We start from the raw sequence: 16,555 nt of genomic DNA, 5'->3' as shown, positions 1-16,555 counted from the left end.
TTCCTGATAAAGAGCTGACATCATGACTACTCGCCCTACCGTTCTCATCACTGGCGCTTCCACTGGCATCGGCGCGGTTTACGCCGAGCGTTTCGCCCAACGCGGGCATGATCTGGTGTTGGTCGCCCGCGACCACGCGCGTCTGGAAACGCTCGCCACGGCGTTGCGTGACACACATAACGTCGCCGTTGAAGTGCTTCAGGCCGACCTGACGCAGCTCAGCGACCTGCACACCGTTGAAGCGCGCCTGCGCGATGACGCGCACATCGGCATCCTGGTCAACAATGCAGGCGCCGCACAGTCTGGAAGCTTTATCGAGCAAAGCACTGAAAGCGTTGCACATCTGGTGGCCCTCAACACTACCGCGCTGGTGCGGCTTGCGAGCGCTATCGCACCACGCCTGGCTAAAGCCGGTGACGGCGCGATCATCAACATCGGTTCGGTGGTGGGGCTGGCGCCTGAGTTCGGCATGTCGGTGTATGGGGCGACCAAGGCGTTCGTGCTGTTCCTCTCCCAGGGCCTGAGCCTGGAGCTTTCGCCGCAGGGTGTTTATGTGCAAGCGGTACTGCCTGCCGCCACGCGCACGGAGATTTGGGATCGCGCCGGTATCAACATCAACACCTTGAGCGAAATCATGGAAGTGGGTGATCTGGTGGATGCCGCGCTGCTGGGTTTCGACCGTCGAGAACGGGTGACCATTCCTGCGCTGCAGGAAGGCGAGCGTTGGGATGCATTGCAAGCCGCGCGTGGGGGGCTTTTGGCGCAGATCCAGCAATCCACCGTGGCGCCACGCTATCTGACTCAAGCCTGATCCGGCTCGGCACCGGCAGCCTGAATATTTTCAAAGTTGCCGGGGCCAAGTTTACCCCCATGCGCGGCGCCCAACGCCTGACGCAGTTGATCGCTCACAACAGAAAGCCCTGGCCTGAATAGGCGAGGGCTTTTTTGCGAAAGGCGGTGCACACATCTACAGCGATATGGCACTTAGCCACTTTTCCAATTGACACCTGCTCCCCTCCTCCGTTAAAAACCCCGCCTTGCCAGGTACTTAATCGAGACATGGATGTTGTCCAACCCCCCGCTGTTCAAATACCGCCGCTATTGGCTGGCGGTCATCATCGTGTTGCTGGCGATTCTTGATCCTTTCGGCCTGGCCAGTTCCAGCGACAAGGCGTCGGCGCAGTGGCTCAACCGTATGTTCGCCAGCCATTACCCGAGCCTCGGGCAGCAGCAAGTGGCGGTGGTGTTGATTGATGATGCCTACCTGATGCGCAACGACACTTCGTGGCCAATGCCTTACGGCGAGCAAAGCAAGTTGTTCAAGCGCTTACTGGCGTACAAACCGCGCGCTGTGTTTGTGGATCTGCTTTACAGCCACGACCACTCGCTCGGCGACCCGGCGCGGGGCAGTCAGTTGCTGGCGAATGTGTTTGAGCGTTATCAACGCCAGGGCATCCCATTGTGGTTGGCCAATACCGGGCTGACGCGCGCGCAGGAAGGCCAGGCCAATACGCTGGCGCCTTTCATGCAGGTCAGCCGGCCGGCCCTGGTGGTGTGGGAAGGGGTGGACGACAAATATCCACTGGCTGCGCATACGCAGGACGGGCTAATGGAAACCCCCGCCCTGGCGCTGTATCGAGTGTTCTGTGCCACCCACGACTGCACGCCGCCGCCTGTGGATGCGCAAACCGCTGCGCAGCGCCAGCCCATCGCCGTGCAATGGGGGCTGAAGCTGGCAGCGGAACAGGCGCGTATTGCTGATATCCGCCACTGCGCAGCGGCGCGGCATTTCTTGTTGGACGCAGTGGCGCAGTTCTTCCAGGCCGTGTTCTGGAAGCTCGATGACTCGGCCCAGGCGCAGTGCCCTTACACGCTGACGTTGTCGGCCAGTGACTTGGAGGTCAGCGACCCCGACGACCAAGCCCTGGTCGCCGAGTTACTGCGCGACCGCCTGGTGCTGATCGGCGCCAATATCACGTCCACCGGGGACCTGGTGGAGTCGCCGGTACATGGCCAGCTCCCCGGCGTTTACCTGCACGCCATGGCCCTGGATAACCTGATCAATGCCGGCATGGGCTATGACCATGAACCCGCCAACTTCCCCTACCTGCCCTTCAACTGGCTGGACCTGCTGGGACTCGGCCTGCTGGCGTTGATCGCGGTGCTCAAGGCACTGCACGCACGACGCCTGGCGGGCCATCGCACCTGGAGCCGTTGGCGGCGCCAGGAAATCTGGTTTTTTACCTCGCCATGCCCGTCGTGGCTGCTGGTGATGTCGATGTTGGCGGTGGTCAGTGTGCTGCTGAGCCTCAATGACATCACTCCGGTCAACGTGCTGGCCATTGTATTGCTGTCGTTGGTGTTGTTCAGCGAGCGGATCGAAGCCTTCTTCGACCGCGATCGCTGAGCGTACCGTTTTGCCCTTTGACTCAAGGAACCCAAGGATGAACAGAAGCCTTATCGTCTTGCTCGCAGCCCTCGTCACCCAAGGCGCGTGGGCGCAAAACCACGCTATTCAGGCGTTTCTCGCCGACCCGGTGACAGTGCTCGACGAGCAAGGCAAGCAGCAGCGTGAGTTGGCGAGAAAGGATGCGCCTACCCAGCCCGTGCCGGTGTTGCAGTACAACCCGGCGCTGGACCTGGTGCAGGTAGAACTGGCTGGCCAGAAGGTCTGGCTGGACACCATGGACCTGCGCATCGAACCGCCGCTGAACGTCGTCGACCTGCCCTGCCAAGGTCTGACCAGAAGCCAGGCCAAGGACAGTCGCAATAATTCCACCATTGGTTTTGGTGCCGGTTGCAATCAATAAAAGGAGCGTTGCGGTGAAGGGATATCTAGTAGCAGCCAGCCTATTGGCCAGTTCGGTGCTCAGTGGTTGCGCCACCCTGAAGGGCGCGGACCAGGCGTTCCTGAACCTGGTGGGGCCTTCGACCCAATCCCGGGTCCAGGGCCACTACGTGGACAACACCGATGTGCGCCAGTACTACAAGCTCGACCCCCAGCGCCAGAGTCAGCAGCGCTTGAGCTACGACGGGCGGGCGGTACCGGCTGCCGAAGCGCGCCAGCAGAACCTGGTGGATATTCCGATGCTGCAAAGCTACCTGCAGGGCATCGTCACGCGCTTGTCCAAGGGCTGGCCGGGCGAGTTGCCGCCGCTGCAGGTGAAGATTACCGACAGCTATGGATTCGGGCCGTCGGCAGACCCTTACGGCAACCTGTTCGTACCGCTGGGCATGCTCGACAACGTTGGCAGCGAGGATGAAATCGCGGCGATGCTTGGCCACGAAATGAGCCATGTGCTGCTGCATCACCATGACCGCATGGCGGCCTTCCAGCAGCAGAAAGACCTGTTTACTACCGTCGCCTCCACGGTCGCCCTGGCGACCATGGCCGCCGATACGGGCGTCGACCGCAGCTCCGGTACGATGAAGCTGTTCAGCAAAGACCCGGCCGGCACCCAGAAGACCATCGGCAACACGGTGCTCTACACCGCGCTGGCCAATACGTTTTCCGACCAGGTGTGGAGCACCGCCTGGGGCCGCAGCCAGGAAGACCAGGCCGACCTGCTCGGCACCGACTTGATGATCCGCGCCGGCTACGCTCCGCGCGCCGCCACCCATAGCCTGGAACGACTCAACGACTTTCAGGGCAAACAGAAACCCTTGCTCACCGGCTTTCTCACGGCGCGTAAGAACGCCATGCAGGACTCACTGCAGCAGTTCAATCTCAACCAGTTCACCAAGGAGCTGGACGTGCTGGTCAAGGACGGCTTGACCACCGGCATCACCGCAACCACGCAGTATTTCAACCGCTCGCACATGTCGGCTACCGACCGCGACACCGAACTGCGCCAGTACTTGCAGCGCGAATATCGCCAGGAACGCCGCGCCCGGGTCAACCCGCAGAGCTGGTCGAAGATGAAGACTACGCCGCAGGTGGCGGCGGCCTTGCAGGGCTACAAAGACGCCTACTTCGCAATCGATGCCCTGGAAAAAAACAAGGTGCCGGATGCCGAGCGGTTTATTCGCAAAGCCCTGGCCTCGCCGGTCAAGGACCAGCCGAGCATTCGGCGCACCGCCTATACCGTGCGCCTGGCCGAGGGTAAAAACAGCGAAGCGGTAAAAGAGTTGCAAGCGATCAAGGACTGGTCCCTGGCAGGCCCTTCCACCTATGACTTGATGATCAGCTACCACCTCAAGCGCGGTGACGGGCAATCGGCACTGGCGATGATCGACAAGGCCGAGCGCAACCTGGGCTCGGAAGAACTGTTCATTACCGAGAAACTGTTGGCCAACCAGCAACTGCAGAATGTGCAGCAGGTGCAAACCGTGCTGCGCAAGTGCGAGCAATACCCGACACGCAAGGAGAACTGCAAGAAGCTCGCGCCGCTCAAGGCCTGACATTCAGTACTGGCGAGGCGGAAACGCTCGCCACCGGGCATAAAAAAACCCCGAACCAGTCGGGGTTTTTTATCGCCTGGCATCAGGCGCGACCTGCGATCAATTAGAAAACGTTGATCGGGTAGTCGGCGAACAGGCGGATTTCGTTACCACCAACGTTGTATTCGCTGGCGTTGTTGGAAACGCGCAACCACGAGGCGCGAGCACGCAGGCTCAGGTCTTTGGCCGGGCCGCTCTGTACCACGTACTTGAACTGGTTCCAGATTTCACGCTCGGTACCATCGCCACGGCCGGTGCCGTCGTCGATGTTGGTACCGCGTACATAGGCAACGTTGTAGGTCAGGCCCGGTACACCGAAGGTGGTGAAGTCGATGCCGTAGCCTGCTTGCCAGGAGCGCTCGTCCTTGCCGTTGAAGTCGGACCAGTAGGAGTTGGCCAGCAGGATGGTATTGCCGCCGTCGCCGATGCCGCCAGCGTTGCGGTAGCCGCCGTACAGGTAGCCAGTGTCGCCGGTGCTGCGCTGGTGAGCGATGGTGAAGCTGTGCGCGCCAACGGCCCAGGTAGCGCCCAAGCTCCAGATCTTGTTGTCGCGGGCTTCAGCGTCTTTCTGGTTTTCCAGGGCGAAGCTGCGGTCCAGCTTGGTTTTGTAGCCGTTGAAGTCAAAGGTCAGCGACTGTTTCTCTGGCAGCGCCAGCACATAGTTGACGTTGACGTATTGCTTCTTCAGTACGTCCTGCATGTCGGAGGCATACAACGCTGCCGACAGGCTTTCGGTGAACTTGTAGCTACCACCGATATAGTCGATGCTTTTCAGGCGACCGCTGTCGGTGCCTTCCATGCTCTTGCGTGCTTCCTTGGTGAAGTGACCGGCGTCCAGTTGCAAACCGGCGATCTCTTTGGAAACGATCGACGTACCGGTGTAGGTTTCCGACAACAGGCGGGAGTTGTCGTACTGCAACACAGGCACTGCCGGGAACTGGTCACCGTACTTGAGCACGGTATTGGAAACGCGGAACTTAACGGCCGCGCCGCCCTTGGCCAGGTCATGCGGTGCCGAGCCTGGGTTTGGCTTGCCGTCGTCACCGACAGTACCGTTGCCCTGCTTGAAGAAGTCGATACCGCCCGCGCCGGCGCGGCCTTTGCCGCCATCCAGACGAATCGCGTACTGGCCGATCACGTCCACACCCACACCCACGGTGCCTTGAGTGAAACCGGATTCCAGTTTGCCGATAAAGCCTTGGCCCCACTCGGCCTTGTCCTGCTTGCCGTTCTTGTAGTCACGGCTGATGTAGGCATTACGTGCTGCGATGTTCAGGTGGCTGTCTTCAACGAAACCCTTGGATTGCTCCTGGTCGTTTGCCATGGCTGTCGATGCGCTCAAAATCCCCAGAGCGATCAGACTCATCCGTTGCTTCAACATTTTCTTATATTCCTTATTACTGGTTGAGTACGCGCTATGACACCAGGCCCCGTATCGCTTTCTGGTGTCGACTTTCTCCAGAAAAAACAAAGCCCGCGGACGACTGAACTGCCGCGGGCCTTTTCTTATTGGATGAGTCATGGCTGTTAGCCACAGGCGTTGGACGCAATCCTATGCGCGCGTTGAACTATGTGTCAATTTCGTGAACCACCTGGATTTAGGCTAAATAATTCTAAGCAAAGACCCATTGCGCCCCGGCGAAGGGTGTGAAAATTCTTGTTTTCCCTCTTGAAAACACATCAAGTAACAAATTAGCGCCCGTTACGTTTGGGAATAGATCACGCGAGCAAATGCAAAGCATTACCATTCGCGCACTTTTCCATCCTGACAATTCGGACACTTTTCCTCATGCTTGCTCCTCGCCTGACCCCCATTTCCCTCGGGCTTTCTATAGTGCTGTCTGCCGGTTTCGCCTGTGCCACCACCGTCTTGCCCGCCACTTCAATCAGCGCCGAAGTCGACGAAGATGATCCACGCGTCAAGGAAAGCAACACCGCCACGCGCACTGCGACTGCCGTACGTTATGTGCCCCAGGCGATCGATTCGGTAAAAACCGAAAGCCTGCGCGCCTATGGCACTAACGATCTGGGTCAGGCGTTAAGCGGTATTCCCAACGTCAGCAGCGGCGCCGACACACGTTTCGACAGCCTGCGTATCCGCGGTTTCGACGCGAGCAATGACTTCTACCTGGACGGCATTCGCGACGACAGCCAATACGTGCGCGACCTGCACAACATCGAGCGCATCGAAGTGCTCAAGGGGCCGGCGGCAGTGCTCTACGGGCGCGGTGGCCAGGGCGGGATCGTCAACCGTGTGAGCAAGCTGCCAAGCCCCGGCCGCGAATCGAGCATCGAAGCCCAGGGCGGCAGCAACGATTTGCGCAGCGTGTATGCCGACCTGAGTACCGATCCCAGCGATGACATCAGCCTGCGCCTGAACATGGGCAACCAGGACAACAACAGCTTTCGCGACGGCGTAAGTGGCAACCGCCAGTTGTTCGCGCCCTCGATGAGCTGGCAGCTCACGCCCGAGCTGAACTGGCTGGTGCAGTACGAATACAGCCGCTACAACCGCACGCCGGACCGTGGCGTTCCTGGCGTCAACGGGCGCCCTGCCGATGTGAGTCGCAGCACCACCTATTTCTCCAGCGGTGACTACATCGATGACACCTCCCAGTCCCTGCGCTCCAAACTCGCCTATGAGCTCAACGACAACTGGCAACTGCGCCACACCCTCGGCGTATTCAAGCTCGACAGCGATTTCGACAACACCTACCAGACCGGCTACGACGCGAAAACCAACACCGTCAGCCGGCAGCACTGGCAGCAGGACCTGACCACCCGCAACGTGTTCAACAACCTCGAAGTGGAAGGTGGTTTCGATACCTTCGGGCTTGAGCACCGCCTGCTCACCGGCATTGAACTGGGCAGCCAGCGCCGCGATCCGAAACTCTACTCAGCTACCGCGACCAATCGGGGTGGCCAGGCTGTGCCGAGCCTGGACCTCAACCAACCCAATCGTAATCTGCGCCATACCGGGCGTATGAGCCTGTCGAGCGACAACCACACTGAAGTCGAAAGCCGCGCGTTGTACGTGCAGGATCAACTGCGCCTGAACGATCAATGGCAACTCTTGGCCGGGCTGCGTTATGACCGCTTCGAAGTCGACACCACCAACAAGCTGCTCAATACCCAGCAGGACGTGAAGAGCCACAGCACCAGCCCACGTTTGGGCCTGGTGTGGACGCCGCTGGAGCATCACTCGTTCTATGCTTCGTGGAGCAAAACCTTCTCCCCGGCTGGCGGCGGCTTGATCGGCATCACGCCGAATGCAGCCGGCAGCGTCAACGATCTGAGCCCCGAGCTGACCAAGCAGAAGGAAATCGGGGTCAAAAGCGATTGGCTCGACGACCGCTTGAGCACCACCCTGGCCGTGTACGAACTCGAACTCTACAACCGTCGCACCAGCGACCCCCTGGACCGCACGATCACCCTGCTGACAGGTAAGCAGACATCGCGCGGCATCGAGCTGACGGCCACCGGCAAGATCGTCGGCAATTGGTATGTGCGCGGCGGCGTCGGCTTGCAGGATGCCAAGGTCGAAGAGGACAACAATGGTTTCGAAGGCAAGCGCATCAGCGACGTGGCCAAGCGTAATGCCAGCTTGTTCGTCACCTGGAAACCGGAGATGGGCTGGTATGCGGAAACCGGGCTCACCCTGGTCGGTGATCGCTATGCCGACAACCTCAACACCGTGGTGTTACCGGGATATGGTCGCTGGGACGCGCTGGCCGGGTTCCGTCAGAAGGCTTGGGACGTCAGGGCGGCGCTGAACAATATCGCCGACAAACACTATTACGCCTCAGCGACCAGCGTCGCGCAGATCCAGCCGGGTGAGCCACGTAGCCTGGTGGTGACAGGGACCTACAGCTTCTAGTTTCCATCAGACCAGACGCAACCAATGTGGGAGGGGGCTTGCTCCCGATAGCGGTGGATCAGTCATTACTTCGCTTATTGACCCACCGCTATCGGGAGCAAGCCCCCTCCCACATAATTCTTCGGTGGTCTTCAGTTGTTTTCCAACTCGTACAGCACCTGCACCTCATCCGCCGTGAACAACCCCGCCGGGTAGCGTTCACTCATCACGCTGAGCACATCAGATTGTTGCCTGAGCTGTCGCGAGCCGTTCTCTTTCAACCAGAGCGCCAGCGCGTGGATCGCGTCGCCGTCGACCCGCACCGGGTGAAACATGCTCATGTACATCGGGTTGACTTCGGCATTCATTTCAGCGCTCTCCCCTGCTGCGTGAGCGGCTAACTTACTCAAGGTTTGTGACAGAACCATGCAGTCATCACCAAGCTGCTCTGTGGTTTCTCTGCCGATACAAGAGCTATGCCAATGTCCGTTATCCCTGGGCACTCAGGCACAAAAAAGCCCGCGACCGTGCTGGGCCGCGGGCTTGGCTGGAACACTGCGCTCACACAGTGCTCGCTCAGCCTCAAGGCGCTGTTACAACCGCACTCAATTTCTTTGCGGGGCTGGCTGCTGTTGGGTCAGGCAATGGATATTGCCGCCCCCCAGTAACAGTTCGCGGCCTGGCACCATGACCACTTCGTGCTGTGGGAAAAGGTTCTGCAGGATCTGCTTGGCCTGATGATCCAACGGATCGTCGAAGCTCGGCGCAATGATGCCGCCGTTGACGATCAGGAAGTTGACGTAGGAACCGGCCAAACGCACGCTCGGATTACGTTCCTGGCTACCGTCCACCGGATCGACACCGGCACATTCCTCTTCAGTGGCATAGAGCGGTCCTGGAATCGGCATCTTATGCACCGTGAACGAGCGGCCCTGAGCGTCGGTGCTGCTTTGCAGCACATCCATGGCAGCGTGGCAGCGTGAGTAGTTCGGGTCTTGCGGGTCATCGGTCCAGGCCAGCAGCACTTCACCTGGGCGCACATAGCAGCAGAAATTATCCACATGGCCGTCGGTTTCGTCGTTGAACAGGCCATCCGGCAACCAGATTATCTTATCTACCGCCAGATTGGCGCTGAGCACCGCTTCGATGGCGGCACGGTCCAAGTGCGGGTTGCGATTGCGGTTCAACAGGCACTCTTCGGTGGTGATAAGGGTGCCCTCGCCATCGACATGGATCGAACCGCCCTCCAGCACAAAACCTTCTGTGCGGTAACGCGACGCGCGCTCGATCTCCAGAATCTTGCCGCCCACCTGCGAATCACGGTTCCACGGCGCATACAGGCCGCCATCAAAACCGCCCCAGGCGTTGAAATCCCAGTTCACACCGCGCACTTCGCCACTGTCGTTGATCACGAACGTCGGCCCCGTGTCTCGAACCCAAGCGTCGTCGCTGGACATCTCCACCACGCGAATATTCGGCACATCCAGACGGCTACGGGCGTTCTCGTACTGGCCGGCTGAAACTGCAACGGTCACCGGCTCAAACCGCGCGATGGCCTTGGCCACGGCCACGTGGGCCGCCTGCGCCGGCTTGCCGCCCAGTCGCCAGTTATCCGGGCGCTCAGGCCAGATCATCCAGGTTTGGGTCTGTGGCGCCCATTCGGCGGGCATATGGAAGCCATCGGCGCGTGGCGTGCTGTGCAGGGTGGTCATGAAGATCAGGACTCCGAATGGGGTAAAAGCCGACTTTATAACGGATAAATATCGGCTTTAATAGCGAACAAAAATGACATCCAGTAAATAGAATGGACGATAACCGATAACAATCGATTACTACAGTTGCTCATCGAGCACCTTGGACAACATATCGACGAAGAAATCCACACTGCGCCGGGTTGTGACCATCGGCGGCTTGATCTTGAGGATGTTCAGGTAGTCGCCGGTCGGCTGCATGAACACGCCCAATTCGCGCAGACGATCACATAACAGCGCCGTTTCCTGCGTCGCGGGCTCCAGGGTTTGCCGGTCACGTACCAGCTCAAGGCCTAGATAGAAGCCGGAACCGTGTACCGCACCGACCAACGGATGATGTTCAATCAAGGCTTGTAGGCGTGCCTTGAAATATCCGCCCACCACCTTGGCGTTTTCCCACAGCCCTTCTTCCTCCATCACGTCCAGCACCGCCATACCGATACGGCAACTGACCGGGCTACCGCCCGATGACGAGAAGAAATAGCCCTCGGCTTCCAGGGCTTCGGCAATTTCTCGACGAGTGATCACCGCACCCAATGGCTGGCCGTTGCCCATACCCTTGGCCATGGTAATGATGTCCGGCACGACGCCCTGTTCTTCAAAACCCCAGAAAAAATGCCCCATGCGGCCATAACCTACCTGCACCTCATCGGCGATACACACACCGCCTTGGGCGCGGACCAGCCCATAGACCTGCTGCAGATAGCCTGGCGGCAACGAAATGCCCCCGGCATTGCCGTACACCGGTTCGCAGATGAATCCAGCGAGTTGACCTTGGCTAGCGGCGATTTTCGCCAGATTATGTTCCACGCTTCGTACATAGTCAGGCGCACTGTCCGGCCCGCGAAACTCACCTCGATAGGTATTCGGCGCCATCACCGGATGCACCCAGTCGGGGCGACTGCTCAAAGCCTGGGGGTTATCGGCAATCGAGGTAGAGACCGCATCCGCCGCCACCGACCAGCCGTGATAGGCCTCCAGCACGCTGAGCATGTCGCGCCCGCCGCTGTACGCCCAGGCCAGGCGGATCGCCAGGTCATTGGCTTCGGTGCCGCTGTTGACCAGAAATACCCGGCCCATGCCCGCCGGCGCCAGCGCCAGCAGACGTTCGGAAAACTCGGCGATCGCCGCGTAGTGAAACCGCGAGTTGGTGTTGAGCAGCGACCATTGCCGCGCCGCCACCGCCGCCATGCGTGGATGGCCGTGGCCCAGCACCGCCACGTTGTTGAGCATGTCCAGGTAGGAGCGGCCGTGCATGTCGATCAGGTGATTGCGCCAGCCCCGCTCGATACGGGGCGGGTCGACGTAATAATGCTTCTGCGAGCGGGCGAAGCTGGCGTCGCGCCGAGCCAGCAGGGCGTCGGGGTCCAGCTCCGGTTCGGCATCGCAGGCCAGCCCGAGCAGCACAGCTGGCGACGGGCACAACGCCTGCCACGCCGACGCCCGGGTCGGAACGCAGAACAGCGGTGGCTCAAGGTCGCCACGGCACAGCTGCACGATCAACGGCCCGTGGACTTCACCGAGCATTTGCCCCTTCACAACCCCTGCACCGGGGCTGAGCAGCGTTTTCACACCCCATAGGCGCAGGCTCAGCGGCTCTGCGTACAAGCACAGCAAGCCGTCCGCCCCTTCGCGCAGGGTTCCCGCAAAAGGCGCCTCGAGCACTGTGCCATGGGGCAAGTGCAACTCGACGTGAAGGGCAAAAGTCTCCGGCTCTCCAGCGCTGTCTGGGCGGGTACGCGACAACCGATACTGCCCATACCGGCTGGCCGCCAGCCCATGCACCGCCGCGGCGTCGCCGAGCAAGCGCCGATCGATGCCAGGTGTCTCCCAGTTGCCCGCCTCGAAATGCGGGCTGAGTACCCCCAGGTCGATCAGCGCGAACTCTCGCCCGACCAATCCTGGCAGCAACGGCGCAAACTCCTGGCTGGCCAAGACTGGCAGCGTCTCGCCGGCGCAGCTCAGGATCGCCGCTTGCATCAACTCGAACGGCACCGATGTCGCGACGTGAAAAATTTCCCACTCGTGCTCGGCATTTTTCAACAGATAGGCGTTATCAGGGTCTAGGCGTTGCTGCTGCTCGCTGCTGAGCACCAACACCGCCGCGCGGGCGACGATCAATGGCCACAGCGCTTGCAACTCTTCGTGCTGCAACGGCGTCACCGCGTGACAGGCCTGGATCGCCGGCAGGATGGCAAACGGGTCGCCATCGGCGTGGTGCAACAGCGCTGCGCACGTCACCGACAGATCAGCGATGCGCCACGTGTGCACAAGGTCGCCGAAGTCGATCACGCCCTGAACTTGCCAGCGCCGCTGCGCGTCGCGTTGCCAGACCACGTTGTCATCGGTGATGTCCATGTGCACGGCCTGCCAGGGCAAGTGCGCAGCCAAAGGCGTGACATGCGCCTCGATCTGCGCAGCGACCTGCTGCAGTGCGGTGCGATGAGCGAGGTCGGGCAACGTGGCCAGTAGATGGGCGATCAGCGCGTGCGCGTGGCGTGGGTCCCACTGCAGGGTGCGGTCCAGTCCGGGGTGAGTGAACGTGGCCAGCGCCAGGCTCATTCGTCCGCACAGGTCGCCAAACCCTGCGATCACATCGCGGCTCAAGTGAGGCAAATGGGTCAGGGGTTGGCCGTCGATGTAATCCAACAGGCGCAGGTGCAGGGTTTGCCCGTCGACGCTGATGGTCAGCAGTTCATCGCCGTTGAGGGCCTTGATGACCTTGGGCACGCGTAGCTGTACATGTCCCTGAAGCGCGTTGAGGGCTGCATGTTGCGCCAGTAACTCACTGGCGGCGTAGTCTCCCCGGCAGATTTTCAGAACGAAGCGGCCCACGGCGCTGTCGATCCTGTAATTGAGATCTTGTTGACTGCCCAGCGACTGCAGGGTGCCATCAGGGCCATAATGTTGCTCAAGCAAAGCGGCCGCCTGCCCAAGACTCACCTGGGGGCAGGGCAAACTGGCGCGATGGATCAAGGTAGCAAGCAACATTGTGACGACCTCGGTTTAATCAGGCGTCTATATCGCCATTGTTCCGGAGTGTTAATCAACCCCCCTTGCTCGCCGCGCTTGCGTCCGCTCGTCTCACAACTCAAGCTATGCTTCTTTCGCTTAATGTCCGTCTAAGGAAAAGGCCCTCGACATGCGTATTCTCATTACCGGCGGTGCCGGATTTATTGGCTCGGCCCTGATCCGGCATCTGATCCAGCATACTGAGCACGAAGTGCTCAACCTGGACAAGCTCACTTACGCCGGCAACCTTGAGTCGCTGGCCAGCATTGCATCCAATAGCCGCTATGAGTTCGTCCAGGCCGATATCATCGACCAGGCCACCGTCAGCACCGTACTGGCGCGCTTTGAGCCAGACGCGATCATGCACTTGGCTGCGGAGTCCCATGTGGACCGTTCCATCGACGGCCCGTCGGATTTTATCCAGACCAACATTGTCGGCACCTACAGCCTGCTGGAAGCCACCCGGGCGTATTGGCAGAAGCTGGCAGAGCCGGCCAAAAGCGCGTTCCGGTTCCATCACATCTCCACTGACGAGGTGTACGGCGACCTGCACGGCGTGGACGATCTTTTTACCGAAACCACGCCATACGCGCCTAGCTCGCCATACTCTGCAAGCAAGGCAGCCTCCGACCATCTGGTCCGCGCCTGGCAGCGTACCTACGGCCTGCCGGTGCTGTTGACCAACTGCTCGAACAACTACGGGCCGTTCCACTTCCCGGAAAAGTTGATCCCCCTGGTGATCCTCAACGCCCTCGCGGGCAAGCCGCTGCCGGTGTATGGCGACGGTTTGCAAGTGCGCGACTGGCTGTTCGTCGAAGATCACGCCCGTGCACTGCTCAAGGTGGTGACGACCGGGGTCGTGGGCGAGACCTATAACATCGGTGGTCACAACGAACAGAAGAATATCGACGTAGTACGCGGTATCTGTGCCCTGTTGGAAGAGCTGGCGCCACAGCGTCCAGCCGGCGTGGAACAATTCACCGACCTGATCACCTTCGTCAAGGATCGTCCGGGCCACGACCAACGGTACGCAATCGACGCCAGCAAAATCGAGCGCGAACTGGGCTGGGTCCCGGAAGAAACCTTTGAAACCGGCCTGCGCAAAACCGTGCAGTGGTACCTCGATAACCTTGAATGGTGCCGCAGGGTCCAGGATGGCAGTTATCAAGGTGAACGACTCGGCAATACTGACGTAAAGGATCTGATCGCATGATGAAGGGAATTGTATTGGCCGGCGGTTCCGGCACCCGTTTGCACCCCATTACCCTGGGTGTGTCCAAACAACTGTTGCCGGTGTATGACAAGCCGATGATCTACTACCCGATCTCGGTGCTGATGCTGGCGGGGATCAAGGACATCCTGGTGATCTCCACGCCGGTGGACCTGCCGCAATACCGCAACCTGCTCGGTGACGGCAGCCAGTTTGGCGTGCGTTTCAGCTATGAAGAACAGCCTTCGCCCGATGGCCTGGCGCAAGCGTTCATCATCGGCGAAGAGTTCATTGGCGATGATCCAGTGTGCCTGATCCTGGGCGACAACATCTTCCATGGCCAGCATTTCAGTGACCAACTGCGTAACGCCGCACAACGCCCATTAGGCGCCACGGTGTTCGGCTACTGGGTGAAAGACCCGGAGCGTTTCGGTGTGATCGATTTCGACGAAGAAGGCCGCGCCCTGTCGATCGAAGAAAAACCGGCGAAGCCGAAATCCAGCTATGCCGTGACCGGCCTGTATTTCTACGACAACGACGTGATCAAGATCGCCAAGGCCGTCCAGCCTTCGCCACGCGGCGAGCTGGAGATTACCGACGTCAACAACGCCTACCTCAAGCGCGGTGACCTGCACGTTGAGCGTTTTGGCCGCGGCTTTGCCTGGCTTGATACGGGTACCCATGACAGCTTGCTGGAAGCGTCGACTTATGTGCAGACCATCGAGCATCGCCAGGGCCTGAAAGTAGCCTGCCTGGAAGAGATCGCTTACGAAAACGGCTGGATAGATCATGACTATCTGCTGGAACGCGCTAAATATTTCGGCAAAACCGGCTATGGTCAGTATCTATATACACTGGCCGGGAACACTAAATGAATGTGATTGCCACTGAGCTGCCTGGTGTAATGGTCATCGAGCCGAAGGTTTTTGGCGATGACCGCGGCTTTTTTTATGAGAGCTTCAACGCTCGCGAGTTTGAAAAAGCCAGCGGACTGAAACTTCAATTTGTGCAGGACAACCACTCGCGCTCGTTGAAGGGCGTGCTGCGCGGCCTGCACTACCAGGTAGAACACGCCCAGGGGAAACTGGTACGTGTGACGGCCGGGGAAGTATTGGATGTGGCGGTGGATATCCGCCGCAGCTCTCCTCATTTCGGCAAATGGACCAGCGTGCGCCTGTCCGCCGAAAACAATCACCAGTTGTGGATTCCACCGGGTTTCGCCCACGGGTTCGTTGTGCTGAGCGACTACGCCGAGTTCCTCTACAAGACGACGGATTACTACACGCCGTCTGCAGAGCGTTGCATTCGCTGGAACGATCCGGACCTCAATATTGATTGGCAATTTAATGGCTCACCGACCCTGTCCGCCAAGGATCAAATCGGTAAAAGCTTGAAAGATGCGGATTTGTTCCCATGAAAATATTGATCACCGGCCAACACGGCCAAGTCTCCCAGGAGCTGCAACAGCGGCTCCACGGCCTGGGCGAACTCATCGTGCTGGGCCGTGACCAACTGGACCTGGCCAACGCACCGCTCATCCGCAAGCAAGTGCGCGCCCACCGCCCCGACCTGATCATCAACGCCGCAGCGCACACCGCGGTCGATCTGGCCGAAAGCGAGCCGGACGCAGCCTTCGCCATCAACGCCATCGCTCCCGGCATCCTCGCCGAGGAAGCCAAGGCCCTTGGCATCCCGCTGATTCACTACTCGACCGACTACGTGTTCGACGGCAGCAAACCGGCCCCGTACACCGAAAATGACACACCCAACCCACTGGGTGTCTACGGTCAAAGCAAACTGGCGGGTGAGCAGGCGATTGCGGCGGTAGGCGGCCAATACCTGATTCTGCGTACCAGCTGGGTGTATTCGAGCCACGGCAAGAACTTCCTGCTGACCATGCAGCGTCTGCTGCAGGAAAAACCGCAGATGCGCATTGTTGGCGACCAGGTCGGCGCGCCAACCTGGGCCGGGACCATCGCCAACAGTACCCGCGCGCTGATCGAACGCTGGCAGGCCGGTGACGCCGGGAATTGGGGTGTTTATCACCTTACCGCCCAGGGTGAAACGTCGTGGTTCGGTTTTGCACAGGCCATCGGTGAAGCGCTTCGCGACGCGGGCAAACCCTGTGCCGAACTCGAAGCGATCCCCTCCAGCGCCTATCCAACCCCTGCCAAGCGCCCGCTGAACTCGCGCCTGGACTGCAGCCGCCTGCAACAGCAATGGCAGGTCAGCCAGCCGCAGTGGCAAGACGCACTGCGCGAGTGTCTTGCAGAGCAGCACTAGGCA

At 60.0% G+C, this 16,555-nt stretch carries 13 protein-coding genes; 9 read left to right on the top strand and 4 right to left on the bottom strand.

The window, feature by feature from the left end:
- Positions 1 to 22: 22 nt before the first annotated feature.
- The 4 genes from QF045_RS04495 to QF045_RS04480 all read left to right on the top strand — a co-directional run bounded on the left by QF045_RS04495 (position 23) and on the right by QF045_RS04480 (position 4,401).
- Positions 23 to 811: an SDR family oxidoreductase gene (locus QF045_RS04495; protein ID WP_306491217.1), complete on the top strand. Its 789-nt coding sequence runs from the start codon at positions 23 to 25 to the stop codon at positions 809 to 811.
- Positions 812 to 1,063: 252 nt separating this feature from the next.
- Positions 1,064 to 2,407: a CHASE2 domain-containing protein gene (locus QF045_RS04490; RefSeq protein WP_306491216.1), complete on the top strand. Its 1,344-nt coding sequence runs from the start codon at positions 1,064 to 1,066 to the stop codon at positions 2,405 to 2,407.
- A 37-nt stretch (positions 2,408 to 2,444) separates the two neighbouring features.
- Positions 2,445 to 2,810, top strand: a complete 366-nt coding sequence (locus tag QF045_RS04485; protein WP_306491215.1) for a hypothetical protein — start codon at positions 2,445 to 2,447, stop codon at positions 2,808 to 2,810.
- A 13-nt stretch (positions 2,811 to 2,823) separates the two neighbouring features.
- Entirely contained in the window at positions 2,824 to 4,401 is a 1,578-nt protein-coding gene (locus QF045_RS04480) for a M48 family metallopeptidase (RefSeq protein WP_306491214.1), read from the top strand.
- 103 nt (positions 4,402 to 4,504) lie between these two features.
- Here the strand turns inward: QF045_RS04480 and QF045_RS04475 are convergent, their stop codons facing one another.
- A complete protein-coding gene (locus QF045_RS04475; RefSeq protein WP_306491213.1) occupies positions 4,505 to 5,821 on the bottom strand; it encodes an OprD family porin in 1,317 nt (438 codons plus the stop codon).
- A 408-nt stretch (positions 5,822 to 6,229) separates the two neighbouring features.
- Between QF045_RS04475 and QF045_RS04470 the strand changes: the two genes are divergently transcribed.
- Positions 6,230 to 8,317, top strand: a complete 2,088-nt coding sequence (locus QF045_RS04470; RefSeq protein WP_306491212.1) for a TonB-dependent siderophore receptor — start codon at positions 6,230 to 6,232, stop codon at positions 8,315 to 8,317.
- Positions 8,318 to 8,448: 131 nt separating this feature from the next.
- Here the strand turns inward: QF045_RS04470 and QF045_RS04465 are convergent, their stop codons facing one another.
- From QF045_RS04465 to QF045_RS04455, 3 genes are all read right to left on the bottom strand, one after another.
- Positions 8,449 to 8,664: a hypothetical protein gene (locus QF045_RS04465; protein WP_306491211.1), complete on the bottom strand. Its 216-nt coding sequence runs from the start codon at positions 8,662 to 8,664 to the stop codon at positions 8,449 to 8,451.
- A 237-nt stretch (positions 8,665 to 8,901) separates the two neighbouring features.
- Positions 8,902 to 10,008, bottom strand: coding sequence for an agmatine deiminase (gene aguA, locus QF045_RS04460; protein ID WP_306491210.1), 1,107 nt, complete (start codon positions 10,006 to 10,008; stop codon positions 8,902 to 8,904).
- 120 nt (positions 10,009 to 10,128) lie between these two features.
- Positions 10,129 to 13,038 carry an aminotransferase gene (locus QF045_RS04455; protein ID WP_306491209.1) on the bottom strand — a complete coding sequence of 970 codons (2,910 nt, stop codon included), beginning with the start codon at positions 13,036 to 13,038 and terminating at the stop codon, positions 10,129 to 10,131.
- 151 nt (positions 13,039 to 13,189) lie between these two features.
- On the opposite strand from QF045_RS04455, the gene rfbB reads away from it, so the two are divergent.
- The 4 genes from rfbB to rfbD are packed head-to-tail and all read left to right on the top strand — an operon-like array spanning position 13,190 to position 16,552.
- On the top strand, positions 13,190 to 14,272 hold the full coding sequence (rfbB, locus tag QF045_RS04450; RefSeq protein ID WP_306491208.1) for a dTDP-glucose 4,6-dehydratase: 1,083 nt from the start codon (positions 13,190 to 13,192) through the stop codon (positions 14,270 to 14,272).
- A complete protein-coding gene (gene rfbA / locus QF045_RS04445) occupies positions 14,269 to 15,144 on the top strand; it encodes a glucose-1-phosphate thymidylyltransferase RfbA (protein WP_306491207.1) in 876 nt (291 codons plus the stop codon). Before rfbB ends, rfbA begins: the two co-directional genes overlap by 4 nt.
- Positions 15,141 to 15,686, top strand: a complete 546-nt coding sequence (gene rfbC, locus QF045_RS04440) for a dTDP-4-dehydrorhamnose 3,5-epimerase (RefSeq protein WP_306491206.1) — start codon at positions 15,141 to 15,143, stop codon at positions 15,684 to 15,686. The genes rfbA and rfbC overlap by 4 nt, the downstream gene beginning before the upstream one ends.
- Complete coding sequence (rfbD, locus tag QF045_RS04435) at positions 15,683 to 16,552, top strand: dTDP-4-dehydrorhamnose reductase (RefSeq protein WP_306491205.1); 870 nt, start codon at positions 15,683 to 15,685, stop codon at positions 16,550 to 16,552. Before rfbC ends, rfbD begins: the two co-directional genes overlap by 4 nt.
- The last annotated feature ends 3 nt before the right edge of the window (positions 16,553 to 16,555 follow it).

The organism is Pseudomonas sp. W4I3, from assembly GCF_030816195.1.
Taxonomy (GTDB): domain Bacteria; phylum Pseudomonadota; class Gammaproteobacteria; order Pseudomonadales; family Pseudomonadaceae; genus Aquipseudomonas.
This window is presented reverse-complemented; position numbering and strand designations above follow the sequence as displayed.